Origin of the sequence: Shinella sp. JR1-6 (assembly GCF_004284735.1) — a bacterium.
GTDB lineage: Bacteria > Pseudomonadota > Alphaproteobacteria > Rhizobiales > Rhizobiaceae > Shinella.
Map to the genome: position 1 here is coordinate 328,692 of NZ_SHMI01000001.1, position 26,752 is coordinate 355,443.

Annotated in this window: 21 protein-coding genes and 1 tRNA gene; 12 read left to right on the forward strand and 10 right to left on the reverse strand. The window is 62.2% G+C overall.

Annotation, left to right across the window (positions count from 1 at the left end; all coding sequences use genetic code 11):
* Nucleotides 1-361 precede the first annotated feature (361 nt).
* A tRNA-Val gene (locus tag EXZ48_RS01490) sits at nt 362-436 on the reverse strand.
* A gap of 94 nt (nt 437-530) precedes the next feature.
* Nucleotides 531-893, reverse strand: coding sequence for a response regulator CpdR1 (gene cpdR1, locus EXZ48_RS01495; protein WP_023512679.1), 363 nt, complete (start codon nt 891-893; stop codon nt 531-533).
* Between the two features lie 190 nt (nt 894-1,083).
* Here cpdR1 and EXZ48_RS01500 point away from each other — a divergent pair, with 190 nt between their 5' ends.
* Nucleotides 1,084-1,968, forward strand: coding sequence for an N-formylglutamate amidohydrolase (locus EXZ48_RS01500; protein WP_023512678.1), 885 nt, complete (start codon nt 1,084-1,086; stop codon nt 1,966-1,968).
* Between the two features lie 270 nt (nt 1,969-2,238).
* Nucleotides 2,239-3,012 (forward strand): histidinol-phosphatase, encoded by a 774-nt coding sequence (gene hisN, locus EXZ48_RS01505; RefSeq protein WP_130514094.1) that lies wholly within the window; start codon nt 2,239-2,241, stop codon nt 3,010-3,012.
* Nucleotides 3,013-3,022: 10 nt separating this feature from the next.
* Here hisN and EXZ48_RS01510 read toward each other — a convergent pair whose 3' ends face one another.
* Nucleotides 3,023-3,985, reverse strand: coding sequence for an alpha/beta fold hydrolase (locus EXZ48_RS01510; protein ID WP_130514095.1), 963 nt, complete (start codon nt 3,983-3,985; stop codon nt 3,023-3,025).
* Nucleotides 3,986-4,437: 452 nt separating this feature from the next.
* On the opposite strand from EXZ48_RS01510, the gene EXZ48_RS01515 reads away from it, so the two are divergent.
* Nucleotides 4,438-4,899, forward strand: coding sequence for an Hsp20 family protein (locus EXZ48_RS01515; protein ID WP_023515711.1), 462 nt, complete (start codon nt 4,438-4,440; stop codon nt 4,897-4,899).
* A gap of 60 nt (nt 4,900-4,959) precedes the next feature.
* Here EXZ48_RS01515 and EXZ48_RS01520 read toward each other — a convergent pair whose 3' ends face one another.
* Nucleotides 4,960-6,006 (reverse strand): low specificity L-threonine aldolase, encoded by a 1,047-nt coding sequence (locus EXZ48_RS01520; protein ID WP_050743794.1) that lies wholly within the window; start codon nt 6,004-6,006, stop codon nt 4,960-4,962.
* A 518-nt stretch (nt 6,007-6,524) separates the two neighbouring features.
* Here EXZ48_RS01520 and gltB point away from each other — a divergent pair.
* Together gltB and EXZ48_RS01530 are read left to right on the forward strand one after the other, a co-directional pair.
* A complete protein-coding gene (gltB, locus tag EXZ48_RS01525) occupies nt 6,525-11,249 on the forward strand; it encodes a glutamate synthase large subunit (RefSeq protein WP_130514096.1) in 4,725 nt (1,574 codons plus the stop codon).
* A gap of 124 nt (nt 11,250-11,373) precedes the next feature.
* A complete protein-coding gene (locus EXZ48_RS01530) occupies nt 11,374-12,831 on the forward strand; it encodes a glutamate synthase subunit beta (RefSeq protein ID WP_130514097.1) in 1,458 nt (485 codons plus the stop codon).
* Between the two features lie 220 nt (nt 12,832-13,051).
* Here EXZ48_RS01530 and EXZ48_RS01535 read toward each other — a convergent pair whose 3' ends face one another.
* Nucleotides 13,052-14,017, reverse strand: coding sequence for a calcium-binding protein (locus EXZ48_RS01535; RefSeq protein ID WP_130514098.1), 966 nt, complete (start codon nt 14,015-14,017; stop codon nt 13,052-13,054).
* 53 nt (nt 14,018-14,070) lie between these two features.
* Nucleotides 14,071-14,334 carry a PepSY domain-containing protein gene (locus EXZ48_RS01540; protein WP_050743798.1) on the reverse strand — a complete coding sequence of 88 codons (264 nt, stop codon included), beginning with the start codon at nt 14,332-14,334 and terminating at the stop codon, nt 14,071-14,073.
* Nucleotides 14,335-14,446: 112 nt separating this feature from the next.
* Between EXZ48_RS01540 and EXZ48_RS01545 the strand changes: the two genes are divergently transcribed.
* Genes EXZ48_RS01545 through EXZ48_RS01555 form a run of 3 tightly spaced genes read left to right on the forward strand, consistent with a single transcriptional unit; the run spans nt 14,447 to nt 16,787 of the window.
* The gene (locus EXZ48_RS01545) at nt 14,447-14,782 is read left to right on the forward strand and encodes a PepSY domain-containing protein (protein WP_130514099.1); all 336 of its coding nucleotides are present in this window, start codon (nt 14,447-14,449) and stop codon (nt 14,780-14,782) included.
* Complete coding sequence (locus EXZ48_RS01550; protein ID WP_023515673.1) at nt 14,782-15,447, forward strand: response regulator transcription factor; 666 nt, start codon at nt 14,782-14,784, stop codon at nt 15,445-15,447. The genes EXZ48_RS01545 and EXZ48_RS01550 overlap by 1 nt, the downstream gene beginning before the upstream one ends.
* Nucleotides 15,444-16,787 (forward strand): HAMP domain-containing sensor histidine kinase, encoded by a 1,344-nt coding sequence (locus EXZ48_RS01555; protein ID WP_130514100.1) that lies wholly within the window; start codon nt 15,444-15,446, stop codon nt 16,785-16,787. The genes EXZ48_RS01550 and EXZ48_RS01555 overlap by 4 nt, the downstream gene beginning before the upstream one ends.
* Nucleotides 16,788-16,858: 71 nt before the next feature.
* On the opposite strand, the gene EXZ48_RS01560 is transcribed toward EXZ48_RS01555, so the two are convergent.
* Together EXZ48_RS01560 and EXZ48_RS01565 are read right to left on the reverse strand one after the other, a co-directional pair.
* Nucleotides 16,859-18,007, reverse strand: coding sequence for a DUF459 domain-containing protein (locus EXZ48_RS01560; RefSeq protein ID WP_130514101.1), 1,149 nt, complete (start codon nt 18,005-18,007; stop codon nt 16,859-16,861).
* A 181-nt stretch (nt 18,008-18,188) separates the two neighbouring features.
* Nucleotides 18,189-19,409 carry a lytic murein transglycosylase gene (locus tag EXZ48_RS01565; protein ID WP_050743801.1) on the reverse strand — a complete coding sequence of 407 codons (1,221 nt, stop codon included), beginning with the start codon at nt 19,407-19,409 and terminating at the stop codon, nt 18,189-18,191.
* Between the two features lie 218 nt (nt 19,410-19,627).
* On the opposite strand from EXZ48_RS01565, the gene galU reads away from it, so the two are divergent.
* Nucleotides 19,628-20,515: a UTP--glucose-1-phosphate uridylyltransferase GalU gene (gene galU, locus EXZ48_RS01570; RefSeq protein ID WP_050743802.1), complete on the forward strand. Its 888-nt coding sequence runs from the start codon at nt 19,628-19,630 to the stop codon at nt 20,513-20,515.
* 3 nt (nt 20,516-20,518) lie between these two features.
* On the opposite strand, the gene EXZ48_RS01575 is transcribed toward galU, so the two are convergent.
* Nucleotides 20,519-21,997: an outer membrane beta-barrel protein gene (locus tag EXZ48_RS01575; protein WP_245461880.1), complete on the reverse strand. Its 1,479-nt coding sequence runs from the start codon at nt 21,995-21,997 to the stop codon at nt 20,519-20,521.
* An 846-nt stretch (nt 21,998-22,843) separates the two neighbouring features.
* Here EXZ48_RS01575 and EXZ48_RS01580 point away from each other — a divergent pair.
* From EXZ48_RS01580 to EXZ48_RS01590, 3 genes are all read left to right on the forward strand, one after another.
* Nucleotides 22,844-23,788: a hypothetical protein gene (locus EXZ48_RS01580; RefSeq protein ID WP_245461882.1), complete on the forward strand. Its 945-nt coding sequence runs from the start codon at nt 22,844-22,846 to the stop codon at nt 23,786-23,788.
* Between the two features lie 36 nt (nt 23,789-23,824).
* Complete coding sequence (locus EXZ48_RS01585) at nt 23,825-24,892, forward strand: linear amide C-N hydrolase (protein ID WP_037409717.1); 1,068 nt, start codon at nt 23,825-23,827, stop codon at nt 24,890-24,892.
* Between the two features lie 252 nt (nt 24,893-25,144).
* On the forward strand, nt 25,145-25,363 hold the full coding sequence (locus EXZ48_RS01590) for a hypothetical protein (RefSeq protein ID WP_130514104.1): 219 nt from the start codon (nt 25,145-25,147) through the stop codon (nt 25,361-25,363).
* Between the two features lie 144 nt (nt 25,364-25,507).
* Here the strand turns inward: EXZ48_RS01590 and EXZ48_RS01595 are convergent, their stop codons facing one another.
* Nucleotides 25,508-26,293 carry an HAD-IIB family hydrolase gene (locus tag EXZ48_RS01595; protein WP_245461886.1) on the reverse strand — a complete coding sequence of 262 codons (786 nt, stop codon included), beginning with the start codon at nt 26,291-26,293 and terminating at the stop codon, nt 25,508-25,510.
* Nucleotides 26,294-26,752: the final 459 nt, after the last annotated feature.

The window sequence follows — 26,752 nt, forward strand, 5'->3', positions numbered from 1 at the left end:
TACCCCTCGTCGTCAACTCTTTCCTGCACGGCATATGTGTATTTCCGCGTAGCCATCCGGACGGAGCAAAAAGCCGGCGGCATGCGGCGTGCCGCGAGGAAAGCCGGACAATTTTCAAGAGCCGCGCCGGCGCGGGCTGAAAACATGACGGTGTGATGGGGAGTTGGAGCGCGCTGTTGGATTCTCCGGATCCTCACCTTGCAGGCGCCGGTTTCCGGTCAGGATCAGGGGCGGGTCGGCGAAGCAGGTTTTGCGCTGTGGGGGAGAATGCTTCGTACCCAGCGCCCGGCCTTGCCGGCAAGACGCGACAGCGGAAAAACAAAAGGCCTTCCGGTTTCCCGAAAGGCCTCTGGAATTCGAATGGTGGGCGTGACAGGGATTGAACCTGTGACCCCTACGATGTCAACGTAGTGCTCTCCCGCTGAGCTACACGCCCATCCGATGAGGGGCATAGACCACAAAACCCTGAGGCGCGTCAATAGCTTTTTGAAGCTTTTTTTACGGGCCGATTTTGCGGTCTTTTCCGGGGGTTAGGCGGCCAGCATCTTGTTGACTTCTTCAACGAGATCGCGCAGGTGGAACGGTTTTGACAGAACCTTGGCGTCCTTCGGGGCCTTGGAATCCGGGTTGAGCGCCACGGCGGCGAAGCCCGTGATGAACATGACCTTCAGGTCCGGGTCGAGTTCCGTTGCGCGGCGGGCCAGCTCGATACCGTCCATCTCCGGCATCACGATGTCGGTCAGGAGCAGCGAGAAGGGCTCTTCGCGAAGCCGGTCGTAGGCGCTGGCGCCGTTGTCATAGGACAGCACCTGGTAGCCCGCCTTTTCGAGCGCCTTCACGAGGAACCGGCGCATATCGTTGTCGTCTTCTGCGAGGAGAATCTTGGGTGTCATGGAGTTCGGGAACCGTTGCTAAGGTTGTCTGCCCGCGGACGGGCGGTTCTGTTACAAGAGCGTATTCCGGTAAATATCCGGTGAATGGGGCAGGGCAAGCCCTTATCCCTTGTTTCTCAGTATGGACACGCAGGGTGGCCGCTGGCAACATGGCACACGCAATGACTTGAAGGCATGGAAAAGGGCAACAATGGCGGAGGCTTTGAGCGAAAACAGCCACTTCGAAGTGCTGGAGCCGGTTTCGCAAAGCGTGCCCCTCGTCTTCAATTCCCCCCACAGCGGCCGACGTTATCCACAGGGCTTTCTGGCGCAGTCGCGTCTCGATTCACTTGGTATCCGCCGTTCGGAAGATCATTATGTCGATGAGCTGTTCTCGGTCGCGCCGGCGCTCGGCGCGCCGATGCTGATCGCGCACTTCCCGCGTGCCTGGCTCGACGTCAATCGCGAGCCCTACGAGCTCGACCCGCGCATGTTCGAGGGTGCGCTGCCCTCCTTTGCGAACATCAATTCGATTCGGGTCGCCGGCGGGCTCGGCACCGTGCCACGGGTCGTCGCCGAGAACATGGAGATCTACCGCCAGCGTTTTCCCGTGGAGGAGGCGCTTGAGCGGGTGGAGACGGTCTACAAGCCCTATCATGCGTGCCTGCGCCGTCTTGTCGTGCGCACCCATGTCACCTTCGGCTTCTCGGTGTTGATCGATTGCCATTCGATGCCGGGCAATATCCGCGTCTCCGGCACGGGCATGCGGCCGGATTTCATCATCGGCGACCGGTACGGCACCAGTGCGTCGGGCGAGCTTTCACGCACTGCTATGCGGCTTCTGGAGGACATGGGCTTTTCCGTGGTGCGCAACAAGCCTTATGCGGGAGGCTTCATCACCGAACATTACGGCCGGCCTGCCAAGGGGCTGCATGCCTTGCAGATCGAGGTGAACCGCGGCCTTTATGTCGATGAAACGACACTGGCCAAGCGACCAGACTTCGCGGTGCTGCAGACGGCGATTTCAGCGTTCCTGCAGGATTTTTCCGACCATGTCGAGGAATACGCCGTCGACCGGGCGCTGGCGGCCGAATAGGGGCCGGTCTCCTCTCAAAAAAAACCGCGCTTGGGGCGCGGTTAAGTCTAGGGAGGAAACACCCAAGGAGGGTATTTACAGCCACGAGTGACTGTAAGAAAACAATAATATTGCGCTGCACAAATGTCAAGCGCAACTGCGGAACAAATTTGCGATCCGTTAAGCAATTTCCTTTGCCTGCGCTGCGCAGGCTTTCGCACCATCCCGGTTCCGTTTTGCGTGTCGATGCAGTAAGGAAGGGCGGTCCGCAGTCCCTCCGAGAGATCCCCCATGTTGCCTGATCGCGCCTTCTTCGACCGCCTTGCCGAAGCTGCAAGGAAGGAAACCCTGCCACGCTTTCGCGCCGGTGCCGATGTCGTCAACAAGGAAGCTGCTGGCTTCGATCCGGTGACGGAGGGCGACAGGGCGGCGGAGCTGGCGATCCGGGCGCTGATCGAGCAGCATTTTCCGGAGCATGGCATCCTTGGTGAAGAGCATGGTTCGGTCGGTCTCGACCGGGAATATGTCTGGGTCATCGACCCGATCGACGGCACGCGGGCCTTCATTTCCGGCGTGCCGGTCTGGGGCACGCTGATCGGTCTCTATCGCAATGGCGAGGCTGTCATGGGGGTGATCGACCAGCCCTTCACCGGCGAACGGTATTTCGCTGACGGCAAGGCGTCGCACTATGCCGGGCCGGACGGCAGCAAGGTCCTGTCGACCCGCTCCTGCAACAGCTTGTCCGACGCGATTCTCTTCACCACCTCGCCGCATCTCTTCACGGAGAGCCGCAAGACGCGGTTCGAAGCCGTGCAGGAGAAGGTGCGGCTCTTCCGCTATGGCGTTGACTGCTACGCCTATGCGCTGCTTGCCGCCGGCCATATCGACCTCGTCGTCGAATGCGGGCTCAAGCCCTACGATGTCGGCGGCCTCATTCCCGTCATCGAGCAGGCGGGCGGCATCATCACCGCCTGGGATGGCGGCCCGGCGGAAATGGGTGGCGAGATTATCGCGGCCGGCAACCGCAAGGTCTATGACGAGGCGATGGCGCTGCTGAAGGCATGAAGCTTCGCGGTCAGGCGCCGAGCCCCGTCCGCTCGGCGTCGCTTCCCGGAATGAAGGCGTCGATCGCAGCGAGCGCCTGCGCGCGATAGCGGTCAGCCTCCTGGAACAGCTCGTGCCGTGCGCCGTCGATCTCGATGAGGCGGGCGGCGCGGAAGATACGCGCGAGATCGCCGATCGCCTTGCGCGGCACGAGGGCGTCCCGCGTCGGGCACAGCAGCAGGGTGGGAATGCGGATGCGCGTCAGATGATCCTGGTGCGTCACGCGCGCCATGGTCTTCAGCGTCTCGTTCAGCCAGCGGGCGGAGGGCCAGCTGATGGAAAGCTCCGGATGTTCGGTGAAGATACCGGCATTGCGGGCAAATCGCTTTTGATCCGACGTCACGATGTTGTGCGCGAAGTCCAGCGGGGGGTCGCCCTTGCGGAAGGTGCGCTTGCCAAAACCCAGCAGCGACGCGAGGCGGGCGATGATGGTGATCTTGCGCTGGCTCATCGACTGGCCGGCGAGCGCGATGAAGGGCGCGGCGAGCACCATGCGCTCGATGCGGTTTTCAAGGGCCGGCGCCTGCGAGAGGGCGACGAGCGCGCCGGTCGAATGGGCGACGATGAAGAAGGGCAGGCGGGCATCTGGCAGCACGATCTTCTCCAGGAAGAGCGAGAGATCGGCTTCGTAGTCGGAAAACCGTATCACGTGGCCGGCACGGCTGTCCGGTATCAGCCGGTCCGAGCCGGCCTGGCCGCGCCAGTCGAAGGTGGCGACCCACAGGCCGCGGGCCGTGAGGTCGTTGATCGTCTCGAAGTATTTCTCGATGCATTCGCTGCGGCCCTGCAGCAGCACGACCGTGCCCTTGGCCTCGCGCTCCTTCGAGCGGAACACGGCATAGCGGATATTCACGCCGCCACTGCCCTCCAGGAAACCGGCGGAATGGTTCTCCGGAACGGGATTGTCGGCGGTGGCGTTGAGGATGGAATCCATGGCGCTGGCGGGTCTCGGCGGGCGTCGATGATCGATGGATAGGCGCTGGCGCAAGTGTCGTCAAAGAAAAAAGCCGGCTGCATGTGGGCACGGGGGTGGCTTCACATGCAGTCCGGCGCAATTTGACCGGGAAGGAAGGGACGTTACACCCCGGTCGTCAGAAGTTTTCGCTTCCGATGACGCTGTTCTAGCGGGATCAATCTGAACGCTGCCCGAAGTCGCCGTTCATCCGCCGTTCATCTCGAAAATTTTTAGGGCGTGGCCTTTTCGGCCGCTTGGGACCCCTTGAACGGCCGAAAACCCATTCCCATCTCATTGTCACGGGCGCCAACAGGGTCCGTCGAGGTTTCCGTCGCCAGAATGGGGCGGAGGCCGGTTTAACCGGGCTGCACCTTTAGAAATCGGGTGTCGCCTTCAGGAAGATCGCAACCGTTGCTCTAAAGGAGGACACCATGCGTCACGTCGATTTCTCCCCCCTCTATCGCTCCACCGTCGGCTTTGATCGCCTCTTCACCATGCTCGACAGCCTCGGCCAGCCCGATCAGGCCCAGACCTATCCGCCCTACAACATCGAACGCACCGGCGAAAACACCTATCGCATCACCATGGCGGTGGCCGGTTTCGATGAGAGTGAACTGTCGATCGAAGCGCGCGAACATGCGCTGACGGTCAAGGGCGAGAAGAAGGACGAAGCGGCTGAGGAAAACCAGTATCTTTACCGCGGCATTGCCAAGCGCGCCTTCGAGCGCCGCTTCCAGCTCGCCGATCATGTGGAAGTGCGCGCCGCTTCGCTGAAGAACGGTCTCCTCCACATCGATCTTCTCCGCGAGATTCCGGAAGCCGCCAAGCCGCGCCGTATCGAGATCGCCGCCGTCCAGCGCGAAGCCAAGCAGATCGAAGCGCAGACGAACTGATTTTTCGCTGTCTCGGGAATGAACAAGGGCGGCGCCGCAGGGCGCCGCCTTTTTCGTGTGTCAAAGCACTGACAGGAACCTGTCGACGTCCTCTTCTGTCGTGGCGAAGCTGGTGACGAGGCGAATGAGGGTTTCGTCCGCGCGCATGGTCGCCTTCAGCTCGGGGCCGGCCGGCCAGTCGTAGAAAACCGCGCCCCTGTCCTTCAAGGCTTTCATCGCATCGTTGCGGATGACGACGAAAAGTTCGTTCGAGCCGGTCGGCCAGGCGAGGCGTGCCGTATCCGATGTGGCAAAACCGGTCGCAAGGCGGGCGGCCATGGCGTTGGAATGGCGGGCGAGTTTCAGCCACAGGCCGTCCTTGAAATAGGCGTCGAACTGGGCGGCGATGAAGCGGGACTTGGAGAAGAGCTGGGCCGAGCGCTTGCGCAGGAAATGCATCTGCTGCGCCTTGCCGGGATCGAACAGTATCAGCGCTTCGGCGCACCAGCAGCCGTTCTTCGTGCCTCCGAAGGAGAGGATGTCGATGCCGCGTTTCCAGGTCATTTCCGCCGGCGTCGTGCCGAGATGCGCTAGGGCGTTGGCGAAACGCGCGCCGTCCATGTGCAGCGGCAGGTGCGCCTTCTTCGCGACGTCTGAAAGGGCGGCGATTTCGTCCAGCGTATAGGCCGTGCCGGCTTCGGTCGCCTGGGTGATGGTGACGGCCATCGGCTGCCCGCCATGCACGAAATCCGGTGGGAAGCGGCCGATGGCGGCGGCAAGTGCATCCGGGGAGAGCTTGCCGGCGGGGCCGTCGATCGGCACCAGCTTGGCGCCGGTGGCGAAGAATTCCGGCGCATTGCATTCATCGACATTCACATGGGCCTCGCGGTGGCAGAAGACCTGGCCGCCGGGGCGATTGAAGCTGGCGAGCGCCAGCGAATTGGCCGCCGTGCCCGTGCCGACGAAGAAGACCGCGACGTCGCGTTCGAAAATCTCGGAAAAGGTCTTTTCCACACGCTTGTCGAGGTCGCTGGTGCCGTAGGCCGAGGCGAAGCCGCCGGCTGCGGTCACGAGGCTCTGTGCGATGTCGGGATGGGCGCCGGCCCAGTTGTCGGAAGCGAAAAACATGCGGTTTCCAGTTCGAATGAGGCTGCGAAAGGACCATAATGGAGAAATGAAGGCGATCAATCGCCGAAAACCGCCGAAAGTGCCGCATGGCTCCAGAATGAAAGGAATGGAAACAATGTGCCGGGCGTCCGTAATTTAATTTTAAGCATATGGCGGGGCGGGCAATTTTTCTTCATGAGGTGGTGATTATTTGGCATGATGGCCTTGCGGCCGGGGGGGGTTTCTGGCATAGAGCCCATGAAATAGGACAGGTTTACTGTCCTATTTCGGTCAAGAGACCGAAGAGGCACCGTCCGCGACTGCGGCGCGTTGCCGAAACGGCGCCGGGGGAGGGAAGAGAGTTCTTCCGAAACCCTGGCTGTCCAGACGGTCCTGATGATCATTCCGGTCGACCGTCGCTTGTTGGTCGCATCGGGTTCATGAAGCAGTCGCTCGCGGGGCCGGCCCAGCCGAAAGGCAGATGACGGTCACACGGGCGAAAACGAATGCCCGCAGGATGGGCCACAGGAGGGAAGACGATGATGGAGAAGACCCAAGCACATGACTGTCGGCAGACCCGGTCGCAGACGACTGCGACGGGCGCCAAAACGCGCGCTTCTACAACGGGCCTGCCGAAAAAACAGGGACTCTATGACCCGCGCAACGAACATGACGCCTGCGGCGTCGGCTTCGTGGCGCATCTGAAAGGCAAGAAGTCGCACCAGATCGTGCAGGACGGGCTGTTCATGCTCGAAAACCTGACGCATCGCGGCGCCGTCGGCGCAGATCCGCTGATGGGCGACGGTGCAGGCATTCTCGTCCAGATTCCGGACCGCTTCTTCCGCGAGGAGATGGCCAAGCAGGGCATCACGCTGCCGAAGGCAGGCGAATATGCCGTCGGCCACATCTTCATGCCGCAGGATGAGACGCTCGTCGACTATTTCAAGAAGGTCATCGGGGATGTCGTTGCCGAAGAGGGACAGGTCCTCATCGGTTTCCGCGACGTGCCGGTCGACAATTCTTCCCTCTCCAAGGCCCCTGAGATTGCCGCCACCGAGCCGCGCCATGTTCAGGTCTTCGTCGGCGCCGGCCGTGAGGCCGCGACGAACGGCGAATTCGAGCGCCGCCTCTTCACCCTGCGCAAGGTGATCTCCAACCGTATCTACGACGAATACGAGGGCGAAGAGAGCAACTTCTACCCGGTCTCGCTCTCCTCGACGACCATCGTCTACAAGGGCATGTTCCTCGCCTACCAGGTGGGCGCCTATTACAAGGACCTTGCCGATCCGCGCTTCGAATCGGCTGTCGCGCTCGTGCACCAGCGCTTCTCGACGAACACCTTCCCGTCGTGGAAGCTGGCGCATCCCTATCGCATGGTCGCCCATAACGGCGAAATCAACACGCTGCGCGGCAACGTCAACTGGATGGCGGCCCGCCAGGCCTCTGTTTCGTCGCCGCTGTTCGGCGAGGACATCACCAAACTCTGGCCGATCTCCTATGAGGGCCAGTCGGATACCGCCTGTTTCGACAACGCGCTCGAATTCCTTGTGCGCGGCGGCTATTCCATGGCGCATGCCGTCATGATGCTCATCCCCGAGGCCTGGGCCGGCAACCAGTTGATGGGTCAGCAGCGCAAGGCGTTCTACGAGTATCACGCCGCGCTGATGGAGCCTTGGGACGGCCCGGCCGCGGTCGCCTTCACCGATGGCCGGCAGATCGGCGCGACGCTCGACCGCAACGGCCTGCGTCCGGCGCGCTATCTCGTCACCGACGACGACCGCGTCATCCTTGCCTCCGAAGCCGGTACGCTGCCGGTCAAGGAAGAGAGCATCGTCAAGAAGTGGCGCCTCCAGCCGGGCAAGATGCTGCTCATCGACATGGAAGAGGGCCGCATCATCTCCGATGAGGAGGTGAAGTCCGCGCTTGCTGCAAAGCATCCCTACCGTGAATGGCTCGACAACACCCAGATCATCCTGGAAGACCTCGGCCCGGTCGAGCCGCGCGCGCTGCGCCGCGACGTCTCGCTGCGCGACCGCCAGCAGGCCTTTGGCTACACCCAGGAGGACACCAAGCTCCTGATGTCGCCGATGGCGACGACCGGGCAGGAGGCGATCGGCTCCATGGGCACGGACACGCCGATCTCGGCCATGTCCGACAAGACCAAGCTGCTCTACACCTATTTCAAGCAGAACTTTGCGCAGGTGACGAACCCGCCCATCGACCCGATCCGCGAGGAACTGGTCATGAGCCTCGTCTCCTTCATTGGTCCGCGCCCGAACATCCTTGACCATGGCGGCGCGGCCAAGGCCAAGCGCATGGAAGTGCGTCAGCCGATCCTTACCAATGGCGATCTCGAAAAGATCCGTTCCATCGGCCATGTCGAGGACCGCTTCGACACCAAGACGCTGGACTTCACCTATGACGTCTCGCGCGGTGCCGAAGGCCTGCCGGAAATCCTCGACCGGCTCTGCGAGCGCGCCGAACAGGCGGTCACCTCGGGCTACAACATCATCGTGCTCTCCGACCGCCAGATCGGGCCGGACCGCGTGGCGATCCCGGCGCTTCTCGCGACCGCCGCCGTGCACCACCATCTGATCCGCAAGGGGCTTCGCACCTCGGTCGGCCTCGTCGTCGAATCCGGCGAGCCGCGCGAAGTGCACCACTTCTGTCTTCTCGCCGGTTACGGTGCGGAAGCGATCAACCCGTACCTGGCCTTCGACACGCTCACCGACATGCACAAGCGCGGCGAGTTTCCGAAGGAGGTGGATGCGGAGGAAATCGTCTATCGCTACATCAAGGCGATCGGCAAGGGCATCCTGAAGGTCATGTCCAAGATGGGCATCTCGACCTACCAGTCCTATTGCGGCGCGCAGATTTTCGACGCCATCGGCCTGTCGTCCGAACTGGTCGACAAGTACTTCTTCGGCACGGCGACGACCATCGAGGGCATCGACCTCGATGAGATCGCCAAGGAGACCTTCAATCGCCACAAGGCGGCCTTCGGCCGCGATCCGCTGCTCGCCAACACGCTGGATATCGGCGGCGAATACGCCTACCGCATGCGCGGCGAGGAGCATGCCTGGACGCCCGACGTCATCGCCTCGCTGCAACATGCGGTGCGCGGCAATGCGGCCGATCGCTACAAGGAATTCGCCGAACTGGTGAACAGCTCGGCGCTGCGCATGAACACGATCCGCGGCCTTTTTTCGATCAAGGGCGCGGACGCGGCCGGCCGCAAGCCGATCTCGATCGACGAGGTGGAGCCGGCTGTCGATATCGTCAAGCGGTTCTCGACGGGCGCGATGTCCTTCGGCTCGATTAGCCGTGAGGCGCACACGACGCTTGCCGTCGCCATGAACCGGATCGGCGGCAAGTCGAACACCGGCGAGGGCGGCGAGGAGGCAGACCGCTACCTGCCGCTGCCGGACGGGTCGTCCAACCCGGAGCGTTCGGCGATCAAGCAGATCGCGTCCGGCCGCTTCGGTGTGACGACCGAATATCTGGTCAATGCGGACATGCTGCAGATCAAGGTCGCGCAGGGCGCCAAGCCCGGCGAGGGCGGCCAGTTGCCCGGCCATAAGGTGGATGCGACGGTTGCGAAAACCCGTCACTCCACGCCGGGCGTCGGCCTCATCTCGCCGCCGCCGCACCACGATATCTATTCGATCGAGGACCTGGCGCAGCTCATCTACGACCTGAAGAACGTCAACCCCGAGGCGGATATCTCCGTCAAGCTCGTCTCGGAAGTCGGCGTCGGCACGGTCGCCGCCGGTGTCGCCAAGGCGCGCGCGGACCACATCACCATTGCCGGCTTCGACGGCGGCACGGGCGCTTCGCCGCTCACCTCGCTGAAGCATGCCGGCTCGCCCTGGGAAATCGGCCTTGCCGAAACCCACCAGACGCTGGTGCTGAACAAGCTGCGCTCGCGCATCGCGCTGCAAGTCGACGGCGGCCTGAAGACCGGTCGCGACGTCGTCATCGGCGCGCTGCTCGGGGCCGACGAGTTCGGTTTCGCCACCGCGCCGCTGATTGCGGCCGGCTGCATCATGATGCGCAAGTGTCATCTCAACACCTGTCCGGTGGGGGTCGCCACGCAGGATCCGGTGCTGCGCAAGCGTTTCAAGGGCGCGCCGGAGCATGTCATCAACTACTTCTTCTTCGTTGCCGAAGAGGTGCGCGAAATCCTGGCCTCGCTCGGCGTTCGCTCGCTGAACGAGATCATCGGCGCCTCCGAGCTGCTCGAAAAGGAGAAGATGATTTCGCACTGGAAGGCCAACGGTCTCGACTTCTCGCGCATCTTCCACAAGGTCGAAGCGCCGAAGGAGGCAACCTACTGGACCGAGCGGCAGAACCATCCGATCCACGACGTACTCGACCGCAAGCTGATCGAGGAGGCCAAGCCTGCGCTCGAATCGAAGACGCCGGTCGCCTTCGAGGTCGACATCAAGAACGTCGACCGTTCGGCCGGTGCGATGCTGTCGGGCGCCGTCGCCAAGCGTTACGGCTTCAAGGGTCTGAAGGACGACACGATCTCCGTGAAGCTGCACGGCACGGCCGGCCAGTCTTTCGGCGCGTTCCTTGCCCGCGGCGTCACCTTCGACCTCATCGGTGCCGGCAACGACTATGTCGGCAAGGGCCTTTCGGGCGGCCGCATCGTCGTGCGTCCGCCGGAGGACAACCGGGCGGTGCCGCATGAATCGATCATCGTCGGCAACACGGTGCTCTACGGCGCGATCTCGGGCGAGTGCTACTTCAACGGCGTGGCCGGCGAGCGGTTTGCCGTGCGCAATTCCGGTGCCGTCGCGGTCGTCGAGGGCGTGGGCGATCATGGCTGCGAATACATGACGGGCGGCGTCGTCGTCGTCATCGGCCAGACCGGCCGCAACTTCGCGGCCGGCATGTCGGGCGGTGTCGCCTATGTGCTGGACGAGGAAGGCGATTTCGCCCGCCGCTGCAACATGGCGATGGTCGAACTCGAACCGGTGCCGGAAGAGGACGACATGCTGGAAAAGCTGCACCACCATGGCGGCGACCTCATGCACAAGGGCATGGTCGATGTGTCCGACGACATGACGCGCCATGACGAGGAACGGCTCTACCAGCTCGTCTCGAACCACCTGCACTATACGGGTTCGCCGCGGGCCAAGGAGATCCTCGACAATTGGGCCGAGTATCGTCCGAAATTCCGCAAGGTCATGCCGGTCGAATACCGCCGCGCGCTCGAAGAGATGGAGCGCATGAGGATGGGCATCGCTGCCGAATAAGGCAGCGGTTCACCACCCTTCACACGCTGATGGCGCGAAGACGCCATCAGCATCGAATTCATCTTGGCCGGCCTTCCGGCATCGGGCCCCGAGCGGCGCCCGTCTTTGAGTGAGGATTTTTTACGTGGGCAAGGTTACTGGTTTCATGGAAATCGACCGGCAGGTGGCGAAGTATCAGCCGGCCTCCGACCGCATCCGCCATTTCCGCGAGTTCACCATCCCGATGTCGGACCCCGAGGTCCAGAAGCAGGCCGCGCGCTGCATGGACTGCGGCATTCCCTATTGCCACGGCCCGACGGGCTGTCCCGTCCACAACCAGATCCCGGACTGGAACGACCTCGTCTACAACGGCAACTGGGAAGAGGCGATCCGCAACCTGCATTCGACCAACAACTTTCCGGAATTCACCGGCCGCGTCTGCCCCGCGCCCTGCGAGGAAGCCTGTACGCTGAACCTGGAGGACGCGCCGGTCTCCATCAAGACCGTCGAGCAGGCCATCGCCGACAAGGCCTATGAGATGGGCTATATCGTGCCGCAGCCGGCGACGGTGAAGACCGGCAAGAAGGTTGCGGTCATCGGCTCCGGCCCGGCCGGCATGGCGGCCGCCCAGCAGCTCGCCCGCGCCGGCCACGAGGTCCATCTCTACGAGCGCGAATCCAAGGCCGGCGGCTTGCTGCGCTACGGCATTCCGGACTTCAAGATGGAGAAGAATTTTATCGACCGCCGCGTCGACCAGATGCGCGGCGAGGGCGTCACGTTCCACTACGGCGTCAATGTCGGCGTCGACAAGCCGATGGACGAGATGCTCGCCGAGCATGACGCCGTGCTCTATTGCGGCGGCTCGGAAACCCCGCGCGATGCCGGCATCCCGGGCGTCGAGTTCACCGGCGTGCACGATGCCATGCCCTATCTCGTGCAGCAGAACCGCCGCGTCGGCCGCGAGAACATCGACAGCGTCGGTTGGCCGTCCGATCCGATCCTCGCCGGCGGCAAGCACATCGTCGTCGTCGGCGGCGGCGATACCGCGTCGGATTGCGTCGGCACCGCCTTCCGCCAGGGCGCGGTGAAGGTCACGCAGCTCGACATCCGCCCGCAGCCGCCGGAAAAGGAAGACAAGCTTGCCGTCTGGCCGTTCTGGGCGACGAAGATGCGCACCTCCTCCTCGCAGGCCGAGGGCGCCGTGCGCGAATTCCAGGTTGGTACGCTCGAATTCGTCGGCGACGAGGACGGCGTGCTGACGGGCGTCAAGTGCTGCCAGGTGGACGATCGCCGCAAGCCGATACCCGGCACGGAGTTCATCATCAAGGCGGACCTCGCCTTCATCGCCATCGGTTTTCGCGGGCCCTTCACGAACAGCGTGCTGAAGGATCTCGGCGACAAGCTCGCGATCAACACCGACAAGCGCGGCTCCTCGAACGTCATCGCCAACGACCGCGATTACAAGACGTCGGTGGAAAAGCTCTGGACCGCCGGCGACGTGCGCCGCGGCCAGTCGCTGGTCGTCTGGGCGATCCGCGAAGGCCGCCAGGCTGCCCGCGCGATCGACGAGGCGCTGATGGGCTCCACCACACTGCCGCGCTGAGGTTTTTGACAACGACGAAAGGGCGCGCCGGGAAACCGGCGCGCCCTTTGCTGTTGGTGAAGTGCCCCTCATCCGCCTGCCGGCACCTTCTCCCCACAAGCGGGGAGAAGGCGTATGCCGCATCGCTTTCCAGTGTTTTGGGCGTGGCCTTGCCGCAAAATCCCTTCTCCCCGCTTGCGGGGAGAAGGTCGCGGCAGCGGGATGAGGGGCCGCGCCTGCCTCAGACGAAGAGGAAGTCCGACGCCGAGAGGTTGGCGAGCTTGATGTCGTCGAGGCGCAGTTCGCTCTGACCGAAATCGAACACCACGTCCTTGCCGCCATCGGCCGTGCGGGCGATGTCGGTGAGGTCGGCGAAGCTGGAGACGCCGAGGCTCTTGGAAATCTCGATCGTGTCGAAGTTCGCCTGGAAGTCCTCGATCTCGGTCTTGCCGGTCTTGAAGACGAAGGTGTCGCGGCCGGCGCCGCCTTCAAGCTCGTTGTTGCCGGTGCCGCCGTCCAGGCGATCGTTGCCGGACCCGCCTTCGAGATCGTCATTGCCCGAACCGCCGAAGAGCTGGTCGTTGCCCGAGCCGCCTTCCAGGTCGTCATGGCCGGAGCCGCCCCAGATCTTGTCGTTGCCGGCGTCGCCCGAAAGCTTGTCGTTGCCGCCGTGGCCGGAGATGCGGTCGTTGCCGTCGCCGCCGGAGATGGTGTTGGCCTTGCTGTTGCCGTTCAGCACGTCATCGCCCGAACGCGGGTCCTTCGGCTCGTCGGTGTCAACTGCCTTGAAGGAGAAGTGGCTTTCCTTGAGGCTCGACAGCTTGGTGTCCTCGAGCGTCAGCGTATTGCCGTTGCCGAAGTCGAAGCGCACGTCTTCGCCGCCGTCGACGGACTTGGCGATCGCCTTCAGCTCGGCAAAGCTCTTCACGCCGAGGGCGCTGTCGATGATGATCTTGTCGGCGCTCGTGGAGAAATCGTCGATCTCGTCGCGGCCGGCGGAGAAGACGAAGGTGTCACGGCCCGAGCCGCCGGTCAGCTCGTCATTGCCGGTGCCGCCCTGCAGCCAGTCGTTGCCGGTGCCGCCTTCCAGGTCGTCATTGCCGCCATAGCCGAAGAGCTTGTCGTTGCCGCCCTTGCCGTAGAGGTCGTCGCCCGTCGACTGGCCCTTGAGCGTGTTGTTGGAGGAGGTGCCGATAATCTTAACCATGAGGAGTGTCCTTGTTCTTTTGGGAGGTCAATGGAATGGGGAGAGGGCGGGGATCAGTCTTCGCGCTCGAGGCGAAGGATCTCACCGGTGTAGCTGTCGATCCTGGCTTCGCTGATCACGTTCTTTGCATCCACGATCTTTGCCTCGAAGTGGCCGTCGTCCATTTCGAGCTCGCGGATAACGTAGCCCTTGGCCGAAAGTTCCGTGGCGACCTGTTCCAGCGTCTTGCGAACGGGTGCAGTGGTGGTTTCTGCAAGGGCCGGCACGCTAAGGGCAAGCAGGCTGGCGGCGAGAAGGCCGGTCGTGATGGGGCGCATTTGCGAAGTCCTTTCCTGTCGTTGTGAGGAGAGGTTTCGCACAGCCCGCCTGTTGCTTGCCTGACAGGCGCTGTCAGCGATTTGTCAGCTTGATGCGCGTATAGGTAGGCCCATGATCAAGAAGATATTGACCCCTTTTCCGCTGGCGCTGGCCCTGTTCATCGCCCTTTCCGTGGTGCCGCCGATGGGCGCGCAGGCGGACGATGACGACGATGCGGTAGAGCATGAAGAAGCGCGCCGCGCCCTCGAACAGGGCCTCGTGCGTCCGCTCGAGCAGATCATCGTGGAAGCCCGCAAGCATGTCGAGGGCGATCTCATCGAAGTCGAGCTTGAGCGTGAAGGCGATCGCTATATATATGAGCTGGAGTTCATCCAGCCGTCCGGCCAGATCATCGAGTTGCAGCTCGATGCCAAGACGATGGCGATCGTAGAGGACGACGACGACTGATGCGCCTGCTTCTCGTCGAGGACGATGCCCGCATTGCGGCCGATGTTTCCGCCGTGCTGACGGGGGCCGGCTATACCGTCGAGACCGCCTCGGACGGCAAGGACGCCTGGTTCCTGGGAGATACGGAGGATTATGACCTCATCATCCTCGATCTCGGCCTGCCCAGCATGGATGGCATGTCTCTCCTGAAGCGCTGGCGCGCCAACGGCCGCCACATGCCGGTGCTGGTGCTGACAGCCCGCGGAAGCTGGGCCGAGCGTGTCGAGGGCATTGATGCCGGCGCCGACGACTATCTGCCGAAACCTTTCCAGTTCGAGGAGCTGCTGGCCCGTGCCCGTGCGCTCATCCGCCGGTCCGTCGGGCACGGCGCGGCGACGATCGCCATCGGAACCGTCACCATCGACACACGGGCGATGCGCGTCAGCGTCAACGGCGTGCCGCAATCGCTGACACCGCTTGAGTATCGCCTCGTCAGCTATCTCGGCCATCACCGCGACCGCATCGTGCCGCCGACCGAGCTGCAGGAACATCTCTACGGCGATGATTTCTCCCGCGATGCCAATGCACTGGAAGCACTTGTCGCACGCCTTCGCAAGAAGCTTGGCGCGGTTGCCATCGGCACGCGGCGCGGCTTCGGCTACTATATGGGCGAGACCGCTCCGTGACGCGCCGTTCGCTGCGTCTCCGCCTGGCGCTTGCCGGCGCCGCATCCATCATCGCCGCCCTCGTGGCGGCGTTCTTCGTTCTGTCGACACTGTTCGAGCGGCATGTGGAGCGGCGTATCGCCGCCGAGTTGATGCTGCATCTCAACCAGGTGATCGCCGGTCTTGCCGAACAGCCGGGCGCCACGCTCCACCTCGTCAAGCCGCCGGTCGATCCGCGGTTCGAGCGGCCGCTTTCGGGGCTCTACTGGCAGATCGAGGGGGACGGGAAGCGGCTGCGCTCCCGTTCGCTCTGGGACGATGTGCTGGCCCTGCCGGATATCCCGGCCGGCGGTGTGCATACGGCGACCATCAAGGGGCCGGGGGATGCGTCGCTGCTGCTCGTCGAGCGTGAGGTTGTGACCAGCGAGCGGGCCGGGGCGCTGCCCCTGCGTGTCGCCGTCGCCATCGATCGAACCGATATTTCGCGCGCCACGGATGAATTCGAGGGAGATCTTCTGCCCTATGTGCAGGTGCTCGCCGTCCTTCTCCTGGCTGCGAGCTTCGTGCAGATCTTCGTCGGCCTTCGTCCGCTGGCGACGCTGACGGAGCGCCTTTCGGCCATTCGCGCCGGCAAGGCGGAACGGCTCGGGACCGATTTCCCGGACGAGGTCCTGCCGCTCACCGGCGAGGTGGATGCCCTCTTGCAATCACGGGAGAACCAGTTGCGCAAGGCGCGCGAGCGGGCAGCCGACCTTGCCCATGGTTTCAAGACACCGTTGCAGATCCTCTCCGGCGACGTGCTGCGCCTGCGCGAGCGGGGCGAGGAGAGCGTCGCTCGCGATATCGAGGCGATCATCCTGCGCATGCGGCGCCATGTCGATCACGAGATGGCTCGTGCCCGCCAGGCCGAGCGCGGGCACACGGCACGCAGCGATCTCGGCCGCGTCGCCTCGCAGGTCGTCAGCGTGGTCTCGCGCACGCCGGCCGGGCGTGACCTCGACTGGCAGCAGGAAATCGAACCGGGCCTCATTCTGCGCATCGATGCCGAGGACCTCGCCGAAATCCTCGGCAGCCTTGCGGAAAATGCTGCGCGTTACGCCAAGACCACTGTCGGTATTTTTGCCCGGGCGGAGGGGGCGGCCGCGGTCATCGAAGTCGTCGATGACGGGCCGGGCATCCCCGAGGAGGAGATCGAGTTCGTGCTGAAGCGCGGCGGCCGTCTCGACACGACGAGCGAAGGCGCGGGATTGGGACTGGCCATTGCGGAGAGCTTCGTCGAGGAGGCGAATGGCAGCTTCGTGCTGGAAAACCGCAAGCCCGGTCTCTGTGCCCGAATCATGTTGCCCCGGATCGTGGCCTGATTCGACTGCCGAGCAGCGAAAGGCGCACAACAGCCTCGAAGGCAGGGCGCCGTCAAAGCACCCGTCTATGATCAAGGCGTTGCAATTTTATTCAAGCGGAAATCGTCGACCCGGCCGAGCGGGGCGTCGGCGATCTCGCCCTTCTCCACCAGCTTTTCGCGCAGGCTCTTGCCGTTGCCTTTGATCGCCGTGCCCCCGAGCAGCGCGGTGCCGCCATCCAGTGCCGGGTCGGAGAGGCTGATCGGCAGGGTCTTGGTGATTTCGGTGTCCTCGGCCGGTGCGGTCACCACCAGATCCTTGAGGTCGCCCTGCAGTCCGGGGCCGTCGGCAGCGGCGTCGCCCAGCACGCGGCGGATTTCCTTCTCCACATAAAAGGCGAGCTTACGCTTGCCGGCCTTGGTGAAGTTGATGCCGTCGGAGCCGCGCAAGCGCACCTGCTGACCGTTGATGTCGGAGCCGGAAATGACGAACTTGCCGTTTTCGTCGACGAAGCCGTCCCAGATGTCGACGAATTCGCCACCGGCCTTCTCGACACCAGCACGATAGATGGTGTTCAGCGTCGTCATGTCGGCCGTCATGGCCGAAGACTGGAAGGCCGGCATGCCGATCCACATCATCGGCTTGCCGCCCTGGCGGGCGAGCATGGCAAGGCGCTCCACCCGTGCTTCATATTCCTTTGTCCAGGCCTCGGAACGGAACTTTTCCTTCTCGCCGGCCACCGCCATCTGCTGCCGGTCGTTGGCGCCCATGCTGAGCACGACGAGGGCGGGCTTCGTTTCCGCGATCAGGCCGGGCAGGGAGGCCGGCCAGTTGTAGTAGTCCTCGCGTACGATGCCGGAAGAACCGTTGGTGCGCCGCTCGACGATGATGCCGGGTGTCGATTCGAAGGCGGCGACGAGGCCTTCGCCGAGGCTTCCGGCAATGAAGTCGCCGACGACAAGCACGACCTTGGCGTCCGGCAGCTTCTCGATCGCCGCAGGCTCCGGTTTCGTCGCGATGGTCGTCGTCTGCTTCTTCTTGCGGTTGACGGTGCGCGGCTTCTTGATTTGTCGCTCCGGTGCGGCCTCCTCGCGCTTCGGTTTGCCGAAGAGCAGTTCCAGGATGGTCTTGCGCTCCTTGCGCTGCTGGGCTTCGGCCGGAAGAGCGGTCACCACGATGCTCGCCCCAGCCACAAAGGCCAGTCCGAGGCGCACAATCCGCATGGTCGTTGTCGTGCTCATCGCGAAGGCTCCCGTCTCGACCGCTACCCTGCCGGATCCCGGTGGCGGCATGATGGCAAATGCGCGGGCCAAGCGAAAGCCCGAACAAGAAGGGGCGCCGGAGCGCCCCTGTTCGTCTCTATGGGATTCGAGCACTATCGCATGTCGGGGCCGGGGCGCCTTCGCCTCACTGCGACAGGCCCTAGCGGCGCAGGGCCTTCAGCACTTGCAGGCTCGGCTCGCCATCCGCCGAGAGGCCCATGCGGTTCTGGAAGGCTTGGATCGCGGCCTTGGAGCCGGAGCCGAAATTGCCGTCCACTTCGCCGTCGTAGTAGCCAAGTTCCTTGAGACGGGTCTGCAGCTCGAATTTTTCCGTGATGTCGAGTGTGCCCTCCGGACGCGGCCAGCGCTGCTTGACGCCGCTATAGCCGGCGAGCTGGTCGGCCAGCATGCCGACGCCCATCGCGTAGGAATCCGATGCGTTGTAGCGCTTGATGACGAAGAAGTTCTTGGTCATCAGGAAGCCCGGCCCGCCGTTTGCCGGCAGCTTCAGCTCGGCGCGGTCCGCACCGTTCTTGAAACCGGAGCCGTTCGGGCGCGTGAAGCCGAGCTTCGCCCATTGGGCAAGCGTCTTCGTCTGGCCGGAATATTTGCTCCCGCCGGTCGGTACGATGATCTCGTAACCCCAGGTCTTGCCGGCCTGCCAGCCGTTCTTGGCAAGCAGGTTTGCGGCGGTCGCCAGTGCGTCCGGCACCGAATTCCAGATGTCGCGGTGACCGTTGCCGTCAGCGTCGACGGCATAGATCAGATAGCTCGTCGGGATGAACTGGGTATGGCCCATGGCGCCGGCCCAGGAGCCGGTCATGTCGGAGGCCGCAATGTCGCCGCGCTGGATGATCTTCAAGGCGGCAATCAGCTGCGTGCGTGCAAACTTCGCACGCTTCTTGTCGGCATAGGCGAGTGTTGCGAGCGCTCGCGGTACGTAGTGCAGCCGGTCGTCCTTTTCGAGCACCGCGCCGTAGTTCGATTCCATCGACCAGATGGCCAGCAGGATGTTGCGGTCGACGCCGAAATGGCGCTCGAGGGCGGCGAGCGTGCGGCCGTGTTTTGCCGCCATTTCCTGGCCGATGCGCACCGTGTACGGGTTGACGCGCGAATCAAGGTAGTCCCAGATCTTGTGCTTGAATTCCGGCTGGTAGGCGGCCTTTTCGAGGACGGCCGGGTCGGGTGTCTTGACGCCGGAAAACGCCTTCTGGTAGGTCGATTTGCTGATACCGGCTTCCGATGCTGTCGCGTAGAAGTCGGCGATCCACTTCTGGAAGCGGGCGTCCGCGCGGGCCGCGGTGGCCTGGGCGAAAAGCCCGGCCGACAGGAGGAGAGTGAGCGCGGATCGGCGCAGAACGGTTTTCAGATTCTGTGTCATCAGCTGTCGTGTCCGTTTCTCAAATTTCGGTACGATGGCGTGGAACCACCGGCTGAACGCAAAACTTATAAAAACGAAGTCAACAAATTCTTTACCATCAAAAATTTGCCCCGTCTTCCTTCGCAAAAAAGTCTTCCTTTGCAAAAAAATAGCAATTGGCTTCTATTTCGGCACAAATACGTCCCGGCCATGATGGCGACGGGCGCAACGAGGTGAATATGTCGCAGGCACGCAAGGTTCGCAAAGCAGTCTTCCCAGTGGCCGGTCTCGGCACCCGCTTCCTCCCGGCCACCAAGGCCGTTCCGAAGGAAATGCTGACCGTCGTGGACAAGCCCGTCATCCAGTATGTGGTGGACGAGGCGCTGGACGCCGGCATCGAGCACCTGATCTTCGTGACGGGGCGTTCCAAGGCGGTCATCGAGGACTATTTCGACATCCAGGTCGAACTGGAACAGACGCTGCGCCAGCGCAACAAGACCGCCGAGCTGACGCTGCTCGAAAGCATCCTGCCAGTCGCCGGCTCGACGAGCTTCACCCGCCAGCAGGAGCCGCTGGGTCTCGGCCATGCTGTCTGGTGTGCCCGCGAGCTGGTCGGCAACGAACCCTTTGCGCTGCTCCTGCCCGACATGATCATGAAGGGTGAGAAGGGCTGCCTGAAGGGGATGGTCGAGCTTTTCGAGCACAGCGGGGCCAACGTCATCGCCGTCGAGGAATGTGCGCCGGAGCAGTCCCATAAATACGGTATCGTCGGCGTCGGCGAAAAGATCGGCGACGGTTTTGCCATCACCAAGATGGTCGAGAAGCCCCCGCAGGGCACTGCGCCCTCCAATTTCTTCATCAACGGCCGCTACATTCTCCAGCCGGAAATCTTCCCGATCCTTTCCACGCAGGAGCGGGGCGCCGGCAACGAGATCCAGCTCACCGACGCCATGGTGAAGCTTGCCGATGTCCAGAAGTTCGCCGCCTACCACTTCCGCGGCGAGACCTATGACTGTGGCGCCAAGGACGGCTTCATTCTGGCCAACATCGCCTTCGCGCTGGCCCGTGCGGATATCCGCCCGGCTGTCGAAGGCCCGCTGAAGGAACTCGTCGCCAAGCTGAAATAAGCTTCAGCGACGCAGGACGAGACCGATGCCGGCGCGCGTGACGCCGGTGTCGCTGCCGCGCGACTGGCTCGTCAACTCGTAGGAGATGTCGCCGGTCAGCGCGAGCCAGCGGTTGAGGTCCCAGGTGAGACCCGTGCCGACCAGGTAGACATTCTGATCGGCACTGCCGGACGAACGGAAATCCCGCCACGTATAGGCGCCGCTCAGGCGCGCGACGAGGTTTTCGCGCAGTTCGTGCGTCAGTTCGGCCGTAGTGGCATAGGAGACGTAGCCGCTTTCGCCCGCGGTGGTAGACGGTTCGATCGCCGTGGCGAGGCCGAGCCGGAGTTCCGTGCCACGCTGCGGCGACCAGGTGAGCGTGCCGTCAAGCGCGAGGGCAGCAATCGATTTCAGGCGGCTGTCGTCGAAGGCGGAGCGCCGATAGCCCATACCGAGATCGCCACGCAGCTTCTCGCCAAGGTCGATTTCCACGCCGGCACGACCGACCACCGTTGAACTGGAACGCTCGTAGCCGAGTGAATCGCGTTTCTCGTCATAGATCGAACGGCCGATCGAAGCCTCGAGATAGGGAATCAGCGCGGGCGACAGTTCGAAGCCGACGCGTCCCGTCAGCGTGCCTTCCGTGAAATTCCGATCGGAAAGGCTGAGCTTCCCGCCATTGGCGAGTTTTACCGAGCCGTAGACCTCGCGATCGATCTCGGCGCCGATCGTGCCGCGGATCACGCCGAAATCGCGCTGGACGCGCGCACCGGCGGTAAAGCCATGCACGCCGGACTGGGCGCTGGCGCCGTCGACGGCGTTGGGATCGGCGGAATCCTCGCGTTCGAAACTATAACCGGCGGTGAGGTTCGCGATGGTGTCGTCGCTGAGGTCGAGGCGCAGGTCGCTGTCGATGCGCGCCTGCGGCTCCGTCTCGCCGGTGCCGCTGATGTTGCGCTGGTAGATGCCCTCGGCATTGATGATCAGTTGGTGGCGGGACCAGTCGGAGGTCAGCGAGCCGCGAAAACCGGTCTGCGAATAGGTCCGGCGCGTCGTGCTGCCGGCCTTCGTGCGCTCATGGCCGATGCTCTGGGTAATCGATGGACGCAGCACGAACGTGCCGACGCGGATGCCGGTCGGCTCATAGGGGTCGCCGAAATTGCTTCTCGTCGCGTCGGCGCTGCCTTCCCGCAGGTTCAGCCGCTCACCCTCGCTGGCGGTGCGCCGGATGGCGTCGTTGTCGCTTGCGGCTTCGGAAAGCGCCTCTGCCTGGTCGCCCGTGAGGGCGGGGTCGCTCAGCGCTTCGGTCGATGCCGTGGTCTCGGCACCCGGCAACGCCATCGTGTCCGGCGTCTCGCTCCCGGTTGCCTGGACGAGGGGGTCGAGCGGCTCCTGGAATGTGGGTGTCTCGTTTACGGTCTGCTGCTGGGCGAACGCCGGGGTGGCTGCAAGCATGGTGCCGGCAAGCAGAAGACCGGCCAGAGGCCATGACAGGCGGGGCATCCTTGCCTCGCGATCTCTTGCTTCTACCTTTGGCATGTCTGTGGCCTGCGACCCTTTTTGATTTCCTAAGCGAACGTAAAGTCCAATGCTGTTTTGCTTACACGGGCGCTTCGCGCTTAAGTGTTTGGAAAACGGCGTTATTTTCCACGTCTCCGCGCATGGTAACACTCTATTAGCCAAGGGTTAGTTTATGGTTAACAGGTGGTGAAAATCTGTAAGGATCTCTTTTCCCCTTACCGTGTTTCAGCAAAGCACGCTGTGCATCGCTGCAAGCGAGGGACCTCTTCGAAAATTCGGTGGAGCGAACTCTCGTCCCATGCGACTACGCTGCTAGTGCTCTGAACTGTCGATTGAAACGCCCATGCTGAATCCGATATGGGAAACACCATTGGCTATGATGACGATTGCGGAATGGTCGCCGCTGTCGAAGACGATTTCCGTAATGAATTCCCGGATAGCTGCATGGACTTTCGAGCGAAGACCTAGGGTTACAGTTTCCCTGACATACCGTCATCCGTTCGTGCCTTCCCCCGTGGCATGGGATGCCCTGTTGTCTCCAATACGATGACGGGATGTCCCATTTTGACGGCGATCTTGGAATGCTGGATGGTGGAGCTTCTGTCGCTGCGCGATTGGCATTTCCGCTTCCGACCTTAATTTCTGCCGTTCATGGCAGGAGGTGAGGACGCTTAAAGCGTCCCCTGCAGATCGCTAGTTTCTTGAATCAAATCTGTCGTGGGTTGCGTGAACTTGGTGAGATCTGTATGGAGCATAGTATCAAATGTCGCAATTTATTAATTGATATCAGTAATTTAGTTGACGTGAATGGAAAGAGAGGGGAGCGTCATGCTGTTTCGATCCGGCAAAAAATTACAAGATCTGGTCAACGGTCGGAATCAAGCCTACCACACTCCTCAAGAGCGACCGTTCGTCGCCGGCATCGGCGAGGTTCTGTCGCCTTGGTATGCCGTCGTCCTTGCCCTATCCCTTTGCGGTGCGCATTCCGCGTATGGTGCGGACACTGCTCTCAACTTGGCGGAAGGGCAAGTCCCGGTAGACACCCAAAATTGGGCCTTGCAGGTCACGCCCTATTTGTGGGCGGCCGGCCTCGACGGGCGCATTTCTCCGTTTCAACGAGGCCCGACGATCGGCGTAGAAAAGTCGTTCTCCGACGTCATGGACGACCTGAATTTCGGCGGCTTCATCAACATCTGGGGACGCCACGACCGCTTCGTCTTTTCGGGCGACATCATGTATGTCGATACGACGGATGGCCATGGGGTCGGGCCCCTGCCTGCATTGACGATTCCGGGTGTCGGCGTGATCCCGCCGGGCGGCAACATCGATGCGAAGGTTGACACGAGGCAGTTCACTGCCACGATGATGGGCGGGTACCGGGTTGTCGATACATCGCAGTTCACTCTGGATGCCCTTGGCGGCGCTCGCTTTTGGTACATCTCGAACGATGTGACGCTTACCGGGAGCATTGGCGGCTTGAGAGGGTCTGTCAATCACGACGAAAGCCTCGGCTGGGTCGATCCACTGGTCGGTCTACGCGCCTTCCTTCCTATCACGGAAAAGTTGTCGGTGCAGGCGCAGGCTGACATCGGCGGATTCGGCGCCGGCTCCGATCTCACATGGTCGGCGCTGGCAACCGTCAATTATGTCTTCAGCGATCGCCTATCCGCCTCCGTGGGCTACAAGGTACTCGACGTTGATTACAAGCGCGGCGGTCACGTCTATGACACGCGCCTCAGCGGCCCGGTTCTCGGCCTGACCTATCGGTTCTGATCGGCAACGGTTTCGCGTAGCCTTCTTATGGATGGAATGATGTTCAACATGTCTCGGTTCACACGCTTCCTCGTTACCTTGACCGCCGCTGCGGCGCTGCTGACCGCCGAGGCCCAGGCCTGCACACGGGTCGTCTATCAGGGGCCTGACGGGCGGATTCTGACGGGTCGCAACATGGACTTCAAGGACCCGATGATCAGCAACTTCTGGGTTTTTCCCCGCGGTATGAAGCGCAGCGGGGCCGCCGGTCCGCGGTCGGTGGAATGGACATCGAAGTTCGGCAGTCTGGCCGTTTCCGGCTACGATATCTCGACGGTCGACGGCATGAACGAAGCCGGCCTCAACGCCAGCCTGCTATGGCTCAACGCCACGAAATTTCCGGAGGACGACGGAACGACGTCGCGCATGTCGCTCTCGATCTGGGCGCAATTCTACCTCGATCAATTCGCAACGGTCTCGGAAGCGGTTGAATATACGCGCGCCCATCCTGTGCAGGTCGTGAGCGGCGAGGTGCCCGGCCGTCCCGGCAGCCTCGCGCCACTGCATTTGACGCTCTCCGACGCCACCGGCGACAGCGCCATTCTTGAGTGGATCGATGGAAAGCTGAACATCCATCATGGCCGCGCGTATCAGGTGGTGACGAACGATCCGCCTTATGATGACCAACTCGCCTTGCAAAAATACTGGAGTGCGGTCGACTCCCTCAAATTCCTTCCCGGCAGCGGGCGCTCCGAAGACCGTTTCGTACGCGCCGGCTTCTATATCAACACGGTGACCCAGAGCGACGATCCCCGGGTTGCCGCCGCCGCCGTTTTCAGCGTGATCCGCAACGCTTCGGCACCCTATGGCGTAAGCATTCCAGAGGCACCGAACCTTTCCACGACCCGCTGGCGTGTGGTGGCGGACCAGAAGAGCATGCTTTTCTATGGTGAATCGGCAACGTCACCCAACGTTTTCTGGGTGGATTTGAAGAAACTCGACTTCTCTGAAGGCGCGCATGTCCGCAAACTGGATCTCGGGGTTGACATGGCCCGTATCCTTGCCGGCGAGGCATCGGACCAGTTCGCCCCTGCAAAGCCGTTCGACTTCATGGAAGCCGAATGAAGGCTGTTTTTTGCCAGCCAATTGGAAAGTCGCTGACCGCTTTCCATCCCTTCTCAGGCATGTTCAAATCAGCCCTGCAATCTAAGGGCTAAATCGGGCATACCTCAGAAAGCGCTTCGCTCGCCCTTTTGGCAGACGGCTGTATCTCGAGAACATGTTCAACGGTTTCGGAAAGGATCGCAGCATGTCCCATCTCAAGGTCCTCAAGCTCGCCAGCGCAGTTCCGGTTCGCTCCGCTGCCGATCCGGTGCAGTGCGTCCGCGAGAAGATGGTCGCCGTTCTGGCCAAACTGGATATGCCATCGAGAAGATCAACAAACACGGCATCGTTGATAGCGGCGATGCGCTGGATAAGGGCATCGGTTGCCTGACCGCTGAGCGCTACAAATGGCTCACCGACGAATTGGTCAGGGTGGGGTTGCTGAAGCAGGAAACCGACTACACCAAGGCTTTTGACACGCGCTTTTCCTGAAAGGGTGTCGGATTGGCATTGAAGAAGTCGTAGCCCGGTTTAGGTGATGTTGCAAAGTTCGGTCGCGAAGCTGAGCTTCTCGCGACCGAATATCGCGACAAGAAAATCGCTGATTTCTCAGTGTTGGAGGATTTCGGCGGAAAGTCAGGATTTGCGCGACACGATCACGGCATTTACTGCTTCAACGAAGCCTGCACCTCCCGGCCCGCGCGTAATCCAGCGCGGCGATTGGGGGAGCTGGTCGAGGTAGTCAGTCACGGTACTGACGCCTACCGTATGCTGGAAGAACGAGAACATCGGCGCGTCGTTAGTGGAATCTCCGGTGTAAAGGACCGCCGAGCGGTCAGCGTCTATGTCGAGGCCATAGTGTTCTAGAAGCACCCGCCGCGCCATCGCCAGCTTGTCATATTTCCCGAGCCAGCCGAGCACCCAAAGATTATTAACTGTGGCATCGGCTGAAGCGTCGCAAAGTGCGTTAAGGATCGCGGCGCGCACTTCCGCATCCTTCGGTTGTTCAAAGGCAAGGCTGGTGAGCCGGAACGGCTGATCGTCGGCAAAGCTGGCGGAAGGAACGGCGCGTTGCACTTGCCGCCCGATTTCCTCGAGGCGTTCGGATACGGCCGGCCGGTCATCATCACTATGCCAGAAATGTCGCTCGATGCCATGTCCGGCATCATGACGGCGGAAGAAGAATCCGCCATTTTCCCCGATTACGCCATCCACGGGCCACATGCGGGCCATCTGATCGCACCATCCGGCCGGGGCGGCGGTTACCGGAATTACCTTCACTCCTGCCGCCTGCAAATTCTCAAGAGCTAAATAGGTGTGCCCCGCAAGCCGGCCTTGATAGGTCAGCGTCTCATCCATGTCGGTCAGGACGAACTGCACATCTCGAAACGTGGAAATGTCGGCGTGTTCTAGCGGTCGCACATAGTCCTCCAGGAGTGATTGTCGCAAAAATTGCGAATATTGTTCGAGTTCTGCGCATAACATTCGCGGCGTTGCAGAGTACGGATTTTTGCAACGACAACGCCGTTGGTAGGAATGGTGTGCATCCCATCCAGCTCAGTTCCGCACCTCGGCGAACACGTCTAGCAAAACAGTGCATTCTTGCGGCAAGTCTTTCGCGCCAGTCGTGCCCTTCAAGACCCGCGCCTCGAGAATCTTCTCGATAGCGACCTTCGCCGCGCGCACATGCACCGGAACGTCATCGTCAAGCCTTTGGCCGAATTGTCATTTCCATCATTCACACCTCAGACGCCAGTTCATCATGGCGCCCCTAAAATCTGGTGCATGCGCATTGTGTATGTAAAACAACACTGGCTAAATCGTTGTGGTTAACGCTTGGTTGCCGACCGCCAGCTCACTCGCCGTAACAATCTGCGTTCT

What these genes read in the sequence shown, in the direction of transcription:
- cpdR1 (WP_023512679.1), bottom strand. Translation starts at nt 893, where the DNA reads ATGACACCCAAGATTCTCCTCGCAGAAGACGACAACGATATGCGCCGG.
- EXZ48_RS01500 (WP_023512678.1), top strand. Translation starts at nt 1,084, where the DNA reads ATGGCGGAGGCTTTGAGCGAAAACAGCCACTTCGAAGTGCTGGAGCCG.
- hisN (WP_130514094.1), top strand. Translation starts at nt 2,239, where the DNA reads ATGTTGCCTGATCGCGCCTTCTTCGACCGCCTTGCCGAAGCTGCAAGG.
- EXZ48_RS01510 (WP_130514095.1), bottom strand. Translation starts at nt 3,985, where the DNA reads ATGGATTCCATCCTCAACGCCACCGCCGACAATCCCGTTCCGGAGAAC.
- EXZ48_RS01515 (WP_023515711.1), top strand. Translation starts at nt 4,438, where the DNA reads ATGCGTCACGTCGATTTCTCCCCCCTCTATCGCTCCACCGTCGGCTTT.
- EXZ48_RS01520 (WP_050743794.1), bottom strand. Translation starts at nt 6,006, where the DNA reads ATGTTTTTCGCTTCCGACAACTGGGCCGGCGCCCATCCCGACATCGCA.
- gltB (WP_130514096.1), top strand. Translation starts at nt 6,525, where the DNA reads ATGATGGAGAAGACCCAAGCACATGACTGTCGGCAGACCCGGTCGCAG.
- EXZ48_RS01535 (WP_130514098.1), bottom strand. Translation starts at nt 14,017, where the DNA reads ATGGTTAAGATTATCGGCACCTCCTCCAACAACACGCTCAAGGGCCAG.
- EXZ48_RS01540 (WP_050743798.1), bottom strand. Translation starts at nt 14,334, where the DNA reads ATGCGCCCCATCACGACCGGCCTTCTCGCCGCCAGCCTGCTTGCCCTT.
- EXZ48_RS01545 (WP_130514099.1), top strand. Translation starts at nt 14,447, where the DNA reads ATGATCAAGAAGATATTGACCCCTTTTCCGCTGGCGCTGGCCCTGTTC.
- EXZ48_RS01550 (WP_023515673.1), top strand. Translation starts at nt 14,782, where the DNA reads ATGCGCCTGCTTCTCGTCGAGGACGATGCCCGCATTGCGGCCGATGTT.
- EXZ48_RS01560 (WP_130514101.1), bottom strand. Translation starts at nt 18,007, where the DNA reads ATGAGCACGACAACGACCATGCGGATTGTGCGCCTCGGACTGGCCTTT.
- EXZ48_RS01565 (WP_050743801.1), bottom strand. Translation starts at nt 19,409, where the DNA reads ATGACACAGAATCTGAAAACCGTTCTGCGCCGATCCGCGCTCACTCTC.
- galU (WP_050743802.1), top strand. Translation starts at nt 19,628, where the DNA reads ATGTCGCAGGCACGCAAGGTTCGCAAAGCAGTCTTCCCAGTGGCCGGT.
- EXZ48_RS01575 (WP_245461880.1), bottom strand. Translation starts at nt 21,997, where the DNA reads ATGCCCCGCCTGTCATGGCCTCTGGCCGGTCTTCTGCTTGCCGGCACC.
- EXZ48_RS01580 (WP_245461882.1), top strand. Translation starts at nt 22,844, where the DNA reads ATGCTGTTTCGATCCGGCAAAAAATTACAAGATCTGGTCAACGGTCGG.
- EXZ48_RS01585 (WP_037409717.1), top strand. Translation starts at nt 23,825, where the DNA reads ATGATGTTCAACATGTCTCGGTTCACACGCTTCCTCGTTACCTTGACC.